Raw genomic sequence first — 12,765 nt, forward strand, 5'->3', positions numbered from 1 at the left:
CCGGGTCGATCAGCTGTTGCCGCGTCGCGCGGCCCGTCGCTGCTGCTTGATGGTGTCGCGTACCTCGCGCTCGGTCTCGGCGTGCCGGCGGCCGGCGGCGGCCTTACGCACGCCGTAGCCGAACGCGGCCACCTTGACCAGGGGGTTCGCGGCCGCGGCGGAGACGACGGTGGCCAGGTTGGCGACGTTGGCGGTGACGTTCTGCGCGTGGCTGGTCATGGTGTCGACCTTCGCCAGCTGGAGGTTCACACCGTCGAGCGAGGTCTGCACCTGCTCCAGCGCGGTGTTGACGTTCTTCACAGTGGTGTTCACGTCACCGAGCAGCGGCGCGGTCCGATCGTTCAGGTCGTTGATCATGCGGGTGGTGGCGTCAACCGTGTGCCGCAGCCGCAGGATGGGCAGCGTCAGGATGAGCACCAGCACCGCGAACGCGGATGCCGCGATCAGCGCCGCGATCGCTCCAAAGTCGCCCACGCCTGTCCTCCTCAAGCAGAGTTCCGCAGGACCCGACGTCCCCGGAACGCACAACCATGCCACCCGTACCGGCCGCCGAGCCGTCGGCGGTCACCGGCAGCGGGCGCGCCCGCCAGCCCCAGACCCTACCGTCCGTGATGGAGACCGGCTCAGGACGGTGAGGGTGTCTGCTCGCCCAGCGGATCCGCACTGACCGTCGGGAACGGATCCTCACCGGTCAGTGACGGGTCGGTGGTCGGCTGCGGCCTGGTCCGCTCGTCGTCGATCGCATTGCGCACCTTCACCGACACCAACGAGCCGGTGCACTCGGTCGCAGCGGCCGACGGGTCGCCGGACGGCACGACCGCCGGCTCGCCGTCCACCGGCGGCGGCACACAGGTCGGGTCGCGTACCCACAGGTCGAGGGTCAACTCGTCGCGACGCCAGCAGGTGTAGCTGCCCTTCGTCTGCTGCTCCGGGCAGCGGCTCACCTTCCACGGCTGCCACCCGTCGCGGCGCAGCGCGTCCTCGTAGACCTGCGCCGTCTCCGTGGGCGCCTTCTCCGAGGTGACGGTGCGCTCGCGCAGCCGGCAGTCGAGCAGGCACCAGCGGCTGCCGCTGACGTCGTCGACAGTCTTCGCGGCCGCCCAGGCGGGCACGCCGAGCTGGTCCAGGTTGTCGAAGACCGGGTCACGGCTCAGCGTCCGGATGCCGAAGAAGAGCGGCACCGCGCCGAGCAGCACGACGCTGACCAGCACCAACACCGCCGCGCGCAGACGGCGTCGTTCACGGGTCTGCCGGCGTTCCTCGGAACGGGCACCCGGTGCGGCGTCGTCGTCCGGCGCGTCCTGACCGGCCGAGCGCAGCGCCGGCCCGTCGGAGGGCTCCGTTTCCGGCCGGTCCACCGGGCCGGACCCGGCGGGCACCGCGGCGGCGGCGCGGGCCACGCCGACGGGCTCGCCGGCGCGTCCGGGCGGCGGCACGGGCGCGACACCGCTCGGCTCGGCACGGCCGGGTTCCCGATTCGGAGGCAGGGCACGTCCGGCGGCACGGTCGGCCGGCGCGGCTCGCCCGGCCGGCGCGGCACCACGGGCCGGTCCGGGCTCACCGGTCGTCCGGTCGTCGGTTGGCGGCTGCCCGGCGGGTGGACGGACGGCGGCGCGAGCCGGACCATCCGGACGCGGACGCGGCGGGCCGTCCACACCCGGCGCCACCACCGCGCGAGCCGGACCGTCCGGACGCGAACGTGGCGGGCCGTCCACACCCGGCGGCACCACCGCGCGACCCGGACCATCCGGACGGGTCGCGTCCCGGGGTGCCGCCTCGCCACTCGGGCCGGGACGCAGTGGGCCGTCGGCGCCACGGCGCCCGGTGCCGGGTGCCGGCGCGTCGCCGGGGATGGGTCGGGCCCGGCCGGGTGGGGCGGAGCGGGCAGCGCCCCGAGCAGCGGTACCGGCGCCGGGTCGACCGCCGGCGTACGGGTCGTCGCCGTGGTCGCTCGCGGGTCCCTGTCGACCGGGGGCAGCCGTACCGTCGGAGCCGGGCTCGGCCGGTCCACGCCGTCGTCGACCGGTCGGATCCGGGGCGGGCGGTACGTCCGGGCCGGGTGCCGCCACGGCACGGCCGCGCTGGCCGGTGGGGTCCGGAGTGGGTACCGCCGCAGCGCCCCGCCCACGGGCGGGCCGGTCACCGGGCGGTGGGGGGTAGGTCAGGGCCTGCTCTCCGGTGGATCCCGACGCGTCGGGCCGGACGGCGCGACGACCGGTCGGTGCGTCCGCGCCCGGGTCGACCGGCGGGCCGGCGGGCCGGCGGGCGGCGGTGCGTTCCGCGGCCGGGTCGGGCACGGCGAGCCGACCCGACGCCTGGTCGGTGAGGTCTCCCGCCCCGGCGGGCGGCGCTGGACGGCGACCTCCGGCCGGCGAACCGCCGTCTCGGCGGTTGACGACCGGCAGGCCGGGGTCGGTGTGTGGCAGGCGGCCGGCCTGGCGGAGCCAGTCCGCGGGCCGCTCCGGGCGGTCCGGCCGGTCCGGGCGGGGTTCGCCGCCGGGCGGCGTTCGGCGTTCCGGTTGGTCGGAGACGATCCGGCGGCGACCGGTGCCGTCGGCGGGGCCGGTGGTGGGCAGGGCGCCGCTGTGCGCGCCGGTCGCCTCGGGCACCGACGACGCGTTCCCTGAGCGGGGCACTGGTGGCGCGTTACCCGAGCGGGGCACCACCGGCTCGTCGGGTTCCGCGGCGCGGCGACGCCCGCCGGCTGCCGGACGAGGCCCCTCGGGCGCGCGCCCGGCGGGCTCGGGCGCACCGGGGTCGGCCGGGCCCGGACGACGCCGGGCGGTACGCGGGTCACGGTCGATGGCGGGGTCGGGCCGCAGGCCGTCCGCGGTCGGCGGCACGACGCCAGCCGGCGCGCCGTCGAAGCGGGCCGGCCCGGGGGCGGCGGGTGCTGCGGCGGCCCGCGTCGGGTCGGGTGCCGAGCCTGCGGCGCGGCGACCGGCGGGCGTGCCGTCGGCGGCGGGCGGCCGGGCACGGCCGGGTTCGACAGGTTGCTCCGGGCCGGGTCGGCGGACCGGCGGACCGGCATCCGGACGGCGCAGCGGCGGCATGGCGTCGGGATGACCGCCGGGTGCGGCGGGGTCCTGGTGACGGCCCGGCGGAACAGCGGCGTCCGGACGGCGGGCCGGCGAAGCGGGGGCGTCCGGACGACGACCGGCCGGGGGGCCTGCGGTCGGTGGGCCCACGGGTGGGCCGGGAGGGGTTGCCGCACCGCGCGGACGGGCCGGGCCGCCGGGCGCGTCGGGTGCCGGACGAGGCCCCTGCGGGCCGGCCGGGTCACCCCCGCCCGGGCGAGCGGCGGGTGGCGACTGTGGCACGGCGGCGCGGGCGCCGGGCACCGGCTGCACGCCGCGGCGCGGCGGCTGCCCGGGTGCGGGGTTGGCGGCGGGTGGCCGGCTGTCCGGGCGACGAGCCGCTGGCGGCGTCTCCCCGGGCCAGGGCCCGTCGACCGGTCGACGGGCGGCGGCACCGCCCAGTTCACTCTGGTGCGGAGCCGGCGGCGCCGAGGACTCCGGCGCGCTACCGCGCGCACCGGCCGGCTCCCCCGGCGTACGCGGGGTGGGTTGTGCCGGCGGCTCTGCCGGCGGCATGCCCCCACGGGGCCGGTTCGGTTCCGCCGGCGCACCGTCCGGGCCGAGCTCGGTCCGTTGCTGCTTGGCCGAGCGCAGGTCGTCGATCCAGCCGAACTCCTCGCCGGCGACCGGCTCCTCCGGCTCGGGCTCAGCCGGCCGGCCGCGACCCCAACGGCGGGTCTTGGCGCGGGGATCGCGCCGCTCGTCCGGGCCCTCGTCCGGGCGGTCCCCACCACGCGATCTCACTGTTGACCCTCTCCTGCGGCGTCGGTGCCGCTGTCCTGCATCGTGCCGGCGGCACCCGTGCCCGTCGTCGGACGGGCGGCCCCCGGGGATAGCGCTGGCGCGGTCTGCGCCGTTACGGACGGCTCGGCCGTCGGCGTCTGCGGGCGGGCGGGCGGAGCCGGCAGACCACGCACGATCCGGCGCAGCAGCGGCAACCGGCTGGCCACCGACCGCTCCGCGCCGTGCGGGCTGGGCTGGTAGTAGTCGGTGCCCACCAGGTCGTCCGGGACGTACTGCTGGGTGACCACGCCGCGCTGGTCGTCGTGCGGGTAGCGGTAGCCGGTCCCGTGGCCCAACCCTCGGGCACCGGCGTAGTGCGCGTCGCGCAGTCCTCGCGGCACCGGGCCACCGCGACCGGCCCGGACGTCGGCGATGGCGGCGCCGATGGCGGTGGTGGCCGAGTTCGACTTGGGCGCGGTGGCCAGGTGGATCACCGCCTGGGCGAGGTTGAGCTGCGCTTCGGGCAACCCGACGTACTCGACCGCGTGCGCGGCGGCCGTCGCCACGCTCAGCGCCCCGGGATCGGCCATGCCCACGTCCTCGCTGGCGAAGATGACCAGACGACGGGCGATGAACCGGGCGTCCTCACCGGCGACCAGCATGCGGGCCAGCCAGTGCACCGCCGCGTCCACGTCCGAGCCGCGCATGCTCTTGATGAAGGCGCTGACCACGTCGTAGTGGGCGTCGCCGTCGCGGTCGTAGCGCACCGCCGCCACGTCGACGGCCTGCTCGGCGGTGGCGAGGTCGATCCGGCCGCCGCCGAGGGCCGTGGCGGAGGCCGCCGCCGCCTCCAGGGCGGTGAGTGCCTTGCGGACGTCACCGGCGGCCAGCCGGACCAGGTGGTCCTCGGCCTCGGTGGTCAGGGCCAGTGCGCCGTCCAGGCCACGCTTGTCGGCGACCGCGCGGCGCAGCAGCCCTCGCACCGCCTCGTCGTCCAACGGTTGCAGGGTGAGCAGCACGCACCGCGACAGCAGCGGTGAGATGACCGAGAAGTACGGGTTCTCGGTGGTGGCCGCCAGCAGGGTGACAGTGCGGTCCTCGACGGCGGCGAGCAGGGAATCCTGTTGGGTCTTGCTGAACCGGTGCACCTCGTCGATGAAGAGCACTGTCTGCGGGCCGCCGGAACGGCGCTGGCGGCGCGCCGCCTCGATCACCGCCCGGACGTCCTTCACGCCGGCGGAGAGCGCCGACATGGCCACGAAGCGGCGGTCGGTGGCCCCGGCGACCAGGTGCGCGATGGTGGTCTTGCCGCTGCCCGGCGGGCCCCAGAGGATCACCGACATCGGAGCGCCGCCGGAGACCAGTTGCCGCAGGGGTGCGCCGGGAGCGAGCAGGTGTTCCTGCCCGACCAGCTCGTCGAGGGTCACCGGGCGCATCCGGACGGGCAGGGGCGAATCGTCGGCCACCGCGGTGAAGCCGTCGACACCGGCGGGACCGTCGGGCGCGCTGCGCGACCCGGCGGGTTCACCGAGGGAGAAGAGGGCGTCGGACTCCATCACGAAGACAGTACCGGGCCGGGCCCACGACGCCGGAATCGCGCCGCGGACCCGCCACCGGTGATCGGTTCCGGTCAGCCACGCCCGGGGCGACGGCCCCGGTACCAACGGCCGCCGCCACCGCCGCCGCCGCCGCGCGGGCCGCTGCCCACGCCGCCCAGGTAGAGCGAGAGGAGGAGCAACCCGATGAGCACGAGGGTGTTCCAGTTGAACAGGTCGGGTGCGCCGAAGTCCGTGTCGAGCAGGTCGAGCAGCAGGGCAAAGCCAAAGACGATGGCCGCGAGAATGGCGAGCATGTCGGTCCTCCGGTGGGGGTTCCCAGTAGGTCGGCGCGTGATGTACCCAATCGGTCGACTCGCCAATCTCCACGGTGGAGATGGCTACGCCACGAGGGTCCGCCGGAGGCATTCGCCGGTCGGCTCCTAGGCTGGACCGCATGATCATCGACGACCGGGTGCTCCAGGACCGGAGCGCCGTCCTGGCCGCCGTCGGCCATCACCCGTTCGCCCGGCACGCGCTCGGGCGGGCCGTGCCGGCGCACGCGTACCAGCGTGATGGCGCCGTGCTGTGGTTGGTCCCGCCGGAGTACGGCCCGGCCGGCTGCGCGATCGGCCCGGCCGAAGCGGCGCTGGAGATCTGTGTCGCGCTCGCCGCCGACGGAATGCTCCAGCCCGGACAACGGCTGCACCTGCCCCGACACGATCGCGGCCGGCTGGCCGACCGGTTGGCGGTGGCCGAGCACAGCGACTGGGACTTCCACTGGACCGACACGGCGCCGCCGGCGCAGCCGGACGAGCAGCCGGTCGTACGTCTCACCGACGCCGACCAGCCGGCGCTGGCGGCGCTCGTGCAGGAGTCGTTCCCCAGCAGCACCTCCCGCCCGGGCGACCCACGGGTGGTCGACTGGTACGGCATCCGGGCCGACGACCGGTTGGTGGCGTGCGGCGCGGACCGCAGCCAAGGTGACATCGGCTTCCTCGCCGGCCTGACCGTCGCCCCCGACCAACGAGGTCGAGGGCTGGGCGCGTCCCTGACCGCGGGGATGACCCGGGCGCTACTGGCGCGCCACGACATGGTGGGGCTCGGCGTCTACACGCACAATGTCGGCGCGGCGCGGCTCTACCGCCGGCTCGGCTACACCACCACCCTCCCGCTCAGCACGATCCGCCTCGCCTGACGCGGAGTGGGCCCCTTGCGGACCAGGAGCCCACTCCTCAACGGTCGGCGGCGGGTACCGGAACAGCGGTCGGCTCGACGGCCGGGGCGGCCCGACGCCCGGCCAGCCAGGCGGGCAGGTAGAGCGGGGCGGCGACGGCCAACACCACACCGCCGACCACCATCGCGGTGCTGACGCTGGTGGCGGCGGCGAGCGCGGTGAGCACCACCCCGCCGAGCGCGCCGGCCGGTGCCGCCATCATCGAGTTCAGCGAGAGCACGCTGGTCCGGTACGGGCCGTCGACCTGCCGGTGCAACAGGCCACTGTGCAACGGGTTGGACGCGCCGTGCACGGCGTAGCAGGCCAGGTAGGCCACCAGCACGCCGACCGGCCCGGCGAACAACCCCATCCCGACCACCGTCACGCCCTGGAGGATGCGCAGCACTGCCGCACCCGGTGCGGCGCCGAGCCAGCGCAGCAGCAGTGGGGTCAGTGCCGCGCCGGCGGCCGAGGCGAGCCAGGCGGCCGAGTTCGCCGGCCCGAGCAGCGCCGCGGCGCGTTCCGGGTCGCCGATCACCTCGGCGAGCCGCACCGGCAGCAGTGACTCGAAGGTGACCATGCCGAAGCCCCAGAACAGCTCGACGGCCACCAACGCCAGCAGCACCCGGGAACGACGCAGCAGGCCGACGGCCTGGCCGATCATCCGGGGCGCCTGGACCACCGAGGCCCGCAGCGCCGCGAACCCCGTGGCCGGGCGCTCCTCGACCAGCAGCACGACCAGCGCGACGAGCGCCGCCGCCTGCGCGACGATGGCGGCCAACACGGGCACCGTGAGCGCGCTGACCCGCCCGATCGGGCCGAGCGCGATGAGACCACCGCTGAGCAACGCGCCACCGGCGATGGCCCCACCGATGACGGTGCCGGCGTAACCGAGACCGCGCTCGTACTCGGCCTCCGGGTCGGCGGCCAGGGTGGCGTCGACGTACCAGGACTCCAACGGGCCGCTGTCCAACGCCCGGTAGATGCCCTGCAGAGCCCAGACCACGAAGAACAGCCAGAACGAGTCGGCCACCGCGAACAGCGCCAGCGAGGCGAGATTCAGCACCCCGGCGGCGAGCAGCACCGGTCGACGACCGAGGGCGTCGGCGAGCCCGCCGGTGGGCAACTCCAGTGCCAGCACCAGCAGCCCCTGCGCCGTGGAGACCAGGCCGATCTGCGGCAGCGACAGGCCGCGCTCCTGCATCAGCAGGATCATCACCGGGATCATCAGACCCGTGGGCAGCCAGCGCAGACCGTAGAGCGTGAGGTAACGACGCCGAACCTGGCGTACGGTCAGCGCGCTCACGACGACACCTCCGTTCGCGACCGCGGGGCTCGCAAACCCGGCTCACTCCTCGCGCTCACCAGCGCTCGTCCAGACGCGGGATGCCGGCCAGGAACACGTGCACGGGTTTGACGTCCGGGGCATCGGTCAAGGCTTCGTCGCGGTAGCGCATCAGCACCGTCCACAGCTCGTCGTTGAGGGCCCTCAGCCGGGCCGGATCGAGCGGCAGCACCAGGTCACTCATGCCAGCTGCGTCCCGCCACGCCTGGGACTGGTGGTGCTCGACGGCCAGCCACCGTTCGGCCAGGTCGGCCATCACCCGCACCTGGTCGGCTTGGATCCACTGCACGGCTGCGCGGGCGTCCGGATCGTCGTCGAAGTCGGTGGGCTCGAAGTCGCTGATGTCGTGCGCCGCCTGCCACCAGCGCTGTCGGCTGGTGCCCCGGCCGGGGTCCTCGGTCACGAGCCCCACCTCGGCGAGCTGCCGCAGGTGGTAACTCGTGGCGCCGGTGTTGGTGCCGAGCTTCTCGGCCAGGGCGGTGGCGGTCGCTGGGCCATCGACCCGAAGAGAACCGAGCAGTCTCATCCGCAGCGGGTGAGCCAGTGTGCGGACCTGTTGGTTGTCCAGATGGACCCGGCGCGGTTCGACCGGACCGCTGGGTGAAGGGGTCTCCATGACTGCACACTATCGCTGCACACTTCTTGTGCACAAGAGTTATGCACAAGAAGTGTGCATGCGTCGTTCAGTGGGCGAGGAGTTCGCGTACTCCGCGCAGCCGGGTGCGCAGCAGGGCGGCGGCGCGCGCGGAATCCAGGCGTACGTCCAGGGGACGGACCAGACCGGTGGCCGCGCTGGTGGTGGTCCTCAGCCCGGCCGGGTCCAGGCCGTACCGCTCGGCGACCAGCAGGCCCAGCTCGGCACGGCTGACCGCGTCCGGGCCGGCCACGTTGAGCACACCGGCGTACGTCGAGGCGACCAGCTCCAGCACGGCGTCAGCCAGGTCGGTGACGTCGATCGGGCAGCGCGTCGCTGGACACGTGCACCAGCCGGGCACCCACCTCGGCGGCGGCGAGCGCCACGTGCGCCGCCCCGTCGGCGGTGACCGCCCAGTCCCCGTACCGATAGGGGGTCCCGACCACCGCGTCCGGCCGCACCTCGGCGACCAGCGCACGCACGGCGGACCGGTCGGTCACGTCCAGCCGTCGTGCCGCGACCCCCGGCACGTCGATCTCACCGGAGTGGAACGTCCCCACAACCGACCACCCGGCCCCGAGGCCCCGCCGACAGACCGACCGCCCGAGTAGCCCACTACCCCCGACAACAAGCACCCGCATCCCCGCCCACTCCCCCACTGACGATCAAGAGGTTTGCGTCATCTCGCGGGGCGATGATGACGCAAACCTCTTGATCAACCAAGCAGGAGCGGGCGGGTCAGACCGGGTCTGCCACCGGGGCGGCGGGGCCGGCCGTTCCGGTGTGGGCCGTTGCGGCGGGCTTGGGCTTGGCGTCGATGCCGGCCTCGGTGCGCTGCTGGGCGGTGATCGGGGTGGGTGCGCTGGTCAGCGGGTCGAAGCCACCCCGGGTCTTCGGGAAGGCGATGACCTCACGGATCGAGTCGGCACCGGCGAGCAGCATGCAGACCCGGTCCCAGCCGAAGGCGATGCCGCCGTGCGGCGGGGCGCCGTACTTGAACGCCTCCAGCAGGAAGCCGAACTTGTCCTGCGCCTCCTCCGGGGTGATGCCGAGCAGGTCGAAGACCCGCTTCTGCACGTCACCCCGGTGGATACGGATCGACCCGCCGCCGATCTCGTTGCCGTTGCAGACGATGTCGTACGCGTACGCCAGGGCCCGGTCCGGAGCGTCCTCGAACCGGTCGACCCACTCCGAGTTCGGCGAGGTGAACGGGTGGTGCACGGCCGTCCAACCGCCCTCGTCCGTGCGCTCGAACATCGGCGCGTCGACCACCCAGCAGAACGCCCAGGCGCTCTCGTCGATCAGGCCGGACCGCTTGGCGATCTCGACGCGGGCCGCCCCGAGCAGCTCCTGCGCCTCCCGCGTGGTGGCGCTCGCGGCGAAGAAGACCGCGTCACCCGGCTTGGCGCCGACCGCGTCGGCCAGCCCAGCCAGGTGCTCGGCGGAGAGATTCTTCGCCACCGGGCCGCGCGCCTCGCCGGTCTCGGCGTCCAGCACCACGTACGCCAGGCCGCGCGCGCCACGCGCCTTCGCCCAGTCCTGCCAGCCGTCCAACTCCTTGCGGCTCTGCGCCGCGCCGCCCGGCATCACCACAGCGCCGACGTAGCCGCCCGCGTCGATCGCCCCGGCGAAGACCCGGAACTCGGTGCCACGCAGGTACTCGGTCAGCTCGGTCAACTCGACGCCGTACCGCAGGTCCGGCTTGTCCGAGCCGTACCGGGCCATCGCGTCGTGCCAGGTGATCCGTGGGATCGGCCCGGAGATCTCGTGCCCGGCCAGGTCCTTCCACAGCGTCGAGACGATCGCCTCACCGAGGTCGATCACGTCGTCCTCGGTGACGAACGACATCTCGATGTCGAGCTGGGTGAACTCCGGCTGCCGGTCGGCGCGGAAGTCCTCGTCGCGGTAGCAGCGGGCGATCTGGTAGTACCGCTCCATGCCGCCGACCATCAGCAGCTGCTTGAACAGCTGCGGCGACTGCGGCAGCGCGTACCAGCTGCCGGGCTGAAGCCGCACCGGCACCAGGAAGTCGCGGGCGCCCTCCGGCGTCGAGCGGGTCAGCGTCGGCGTCTCGATCTCCAGGAAGTCCCGCTCGTGCAGCACACCCCGGGCGAGCTGGCTGGCGCGCGAGCGCAGCCGCAGCGCGTTCGCCGGGCCGCTGCGGCGCAGGTCCAGGTAGCGGTACCGGAGTCGGATGTCGTCGCCGGCCTCGATCTGGTCGTCCACCGGCAGCGGCAGCGGCGCCGCCTCGGAGAGCACCTCCAGCTCGACGACTGTCACCTCGACCTCGCCGGTGGGCAGCTCCGGGTTCTCGTTGCCGGCCGGGCGGCGGGTCACCTCGCCGACGACCTTCACGCAGAACTCGTTGCGCAGCGCGTGCGCATCTTCCTCGCGGAACACCACCTGGACAACACCGGAACCGTCGCGCAGGTCGACGAAGATGACCCCGCCGTGGTCGCGGCGGCGGGCCACCCAGCCGGCGAGCGTCACCGTCGAGCCGGCGTCCGCGGCGCGCAGGCTTCCGGCATTGTGGGTACGGATCACGGCTGGCAACTCCTCATCGTGGAACAGTCCTCACAGGCATTCTGTCAGGGGTGGCCGCCCCGCCTCCGGGCACCCGGCAGGCCGGCACGATTCGCTGGTGGGGTGGACCGGCGAACCCGACTCCCCCGGCGGCCGCGCCGGTTAACGTGGCGAAATGCGGCCCGTACCGAACTGGGCCGTCGCCACGGCGGCGGCGGCGCCCGTGCTGCTGGTGGCCGGTTGGACGGTGGCGGAGTCCCGACAGCCCGTCGGGTACGACCCGGTCCGGGACACCATCAGCGAGCTGGCAGGACAGGACGCCACCGACGCCTGGATCATGGTGGTGGCCCTGGTGCTGCTCGGCTGCTGTTACCTGTCGGTCGCCGCCGTCCTGCACGCGGCCGGGCTTCCCAGCCGCTTCCTGCTCGCGATCGGTGGCGTGGCCACCATCGCGCTGGTCGCCTTTCCCCGGCCGCCGGTCGGCGGTTCGCTCAGCCACGGCGTCGCGGCGACGGTGGCCGTCCTCGCCCTGGTGCTCTGGCCGGCCGGCTCGGCACTGCGACTGCCGCGCGGTCACGACACCGAGCACCCCACCCGACCGGAGCCGCCCTGGGCGTTCCGCCGGGCGGTCGGGCTGAGCGCCACGCTCGTGCTGCTCGCGCTCTTCGGCTGGTGCGCGTTCGAGGTGACCAGCGGGTCCCGCACCGGGCTGGCCGAGCGGGTGACGGCGGTGGCCGTCTCCCTGTGGCCGCTGTTGGCCGTCCTCTCCGCCCGGCGGGCGCACCTCGCCTGGTCGACCGGCGGCACCGTACGCGTCGGCCCGGACCTGCCGACCATCGGCGTCGTACCCCCGGACCCGCTCGGACCACCGAGCGGGCCAACCCCCGGACGCCCCGACCTGCTGCCGTGAGTCGTCGTCCCACCTGAACTCCTCGTCTCCCTCGCCCGCTCCGGCGTCCGCACCGTCGGCCGGTCCGCCCGAACACGCGGCCCGCAAACCACGCCGGCCGGATCGTTACGATCGCCCGATGTCTGCCGTTCCCCGTTGGGCCCTGCTGTCGGCCGGTGGCGCACCCCTGTTCCTCGTCGGCGGGTGGACAGTGGCGCAGGCGGCCCAGTCCGACGGATTCGACCCAGTGCGGCAGACCATCAGCGCGCTCGCCGCCACGGGTGCGGACCATCGCTGGATCATGACGGTCGGGCTGGCCGGCCTGGGCCTCTGTCACCTGACGACCGCGCTCGGCCTGGTCAGCGCCGCGCCGGCGGGCCGAGCGCTACTCGCGCTGGGCGGGCTGGCGACCCTGGTCCTGGTCGCGTTCCCGCAGCGCCCGACCGGTGACTCGACGACACACGCCGTGGCCGCCGGTGTGGCGTTCGGAGCGTTGGCGGTCTGGCCGGCCCTGGCGGTGCCCCGTCGCGCGAGGCCGTCCCTCGACCGGGAGCACCGCCACCCGCCGGCTTTCGTACGCCGGCTGGCACTCGCGGCGGCGGCGGTCCTCCTCGCGCTGGTCGGCTGGTTCGCCGTCGAGTTCTTCACAGGCGGGGCGTGGATCGGGCTGACCGAGCGGCTGGCGGCGGCCGCCGAGGCGGGCGTACCGCTGGCTGCCGTGCTGGCCTCCCGGCGGCGACCGTTACCGTCCGGGCCCGGCTGAGGGTCGTCGCGTTCGCTCGGTGTCCGGTGGCTGTCAACACGACGCGGGCCGCCGGAGAGT

10 protein-coding genes and 1 pseudogene are annotated in these 12,765 nt (G+C 74.6%); 3 read left to right on the forward strand and 8 right to left on the reverse strand.

All coding sequences use genetic code 11. The annotated features are described in order from the left end of the window. Positions 1–9: 9 nt before the first annotated feature. The 4 genes from OG992_RS09480 to OG992_RS09495 form a co-directional block, all read right to left on the reverse strand. Positions 10–474 carry a DUF948 domain-containing protein gene (locus OG992_RS09480; RefSeq protein ID WP_091401858.1) on the reverse strand — a complete coding sequence of 155 codons (465 nt, stop codon included), beginning with the start codon at positions 472–474 and terminating at the stop codon, positions 10–12. Between the two features lie 149 nt (positions 475–623). Beyond that, positions 624–1,319: a hypothetical protein gene (locus OG992_RS09485; protein WP_238686232.1), complete on the reverse strand. Its 696-nt coding sequence runs from the start codon at positions 1,317–1,319 to the stop codon at positions 624–626. Positions 1,320–3,817: 2,498 nt separating this feature from the next. Beyond that, positions 3,818–5,356 (reverse strand): replication-associated recombination protein A, encoded by a 1,539-nt coding sequence (locus OG992_RS09490; RefSeq protein ID WP_238683021.1) that lies wholly within the window; start codon positions 5,354–5,356, stop codon positions 3,818–3,820. 74 nt (positions 5,357–5,430) lie between these two features. After that, positions 5,431–5,652, reverse strand: a complete 222-nt coding sequence (locus OG992_RS09495) for a hypothetical protein (protein WP_238683020.1) — start codon at positions 5,650–5,652, stop codon at positions 5,431–5,433. A gap of 140 nt (positions 5,653–5,792) precedes the next feature. On the opposite strand from OG992_RS09495, the gene OG992_RS09500 reads away from it, so the two are divergent. After that, positions 5,793–6,533 carry a GNAT family N-acetyltransferase gene (locus OG992_RS09500; RefSeq protein ID WP_266303007.1) on the forward strand — a complete coding sequence of 247 codons (741 nt, stop codon included), beginning with the start codon at positions 5,793–5,795 and terminating at the stop codon, positions 6,531–6,533. A gap of 37 nt (positions 6,534–6,570) precedes the next feature. Here OG992_RS09500 and OG992_RS09505 read toward each other — a convergent pair whose 3' ends face one another. From OG992_RS09505 to aspS, 4 genes and pseudogenes are all read right to left on the reverse strand, one after another. After that, complete coding sequence (locus tag OG992_RS09505) at positions 6,571–7,857, reverse strand: MFS transporter (protein WP_266303008.1); 1,287 nt, start codon at positions 7,855–7,857, stop codon at positions 6,571–6,573. 55 nt (positions 7,858–7,912) lie between these two features. Next, positions 7,913–8,512: a helix-turn-helix domain-containing protein gene (locus tag OG992_RS09510; protein WP_266303009.1), complete on the reverse strand. Its 600-nt coding sequence runs from the start codon at positions 8,510–8,512 to the stop codon at positions 7,913–7,915. Positions 8,513–8,579: 67 nt separating this feature from the next. Next, positions 8,580–9,171: pseudogene (locus OG992_RS09515) on the reverse strand (sugar nucleotide-binding protein). A 97-nt stretch (positions 9,172–9,268) separates the two neighbouring features. Further along, positions 9,269–11,074, reverse strand: a complete 1,806-nt coding sequence (aspS, locus tag OG992_RS09520) for an aspartate--tRNA ligase (protein WP_266303010.1) — start codon at positions 11,072–11,074, stop codon at positions 9,269–9,271. A 154-nt stretch (positions 11,075–11,228) separates the two neighbouring features. Between aspS and OG992_RS09525 the strand changes: the two genes are divergently transcribed. Together OG992_RS09525 and OG992_RS09530 are read left to right on the forward strand one after the other, a co-directional pair. Beyond that, positions 11,229–11,963: a DUF998 domain-containing protein gene (locus OG992_RS09525; RefSeq protein WP_238683015.1), complete on the forward strand. Its 735-nt coding sequence runs from the start codon at positions 11,229–11,231 to the stop codon at positions 11,961–11,963. Positions 11,964–12,081: 118 nt separating this feature from the next. Beyond that, entirely contained in the window at positions 12,082–12,705 is a 624-nt protein-coding gene (locus OG992_RS09530; RefSeq protein WP_266303011.1) for a DUF998 domain-containing protein, read from the forward strand. Positions 12,706–12,765 lie beyond the last annotated feature (60 nt).

Source organism: Micromonospora sp. NBC_00362 (assembly GCF_026342155.1).
In the GTDB taxonomy this organism is placed as follows: Bacteria; Actinomycetota; Actinomycetes; order Mycobacteriales; family Micromonosporaceae; genus Micromonospora; species Micromonospora hortensis.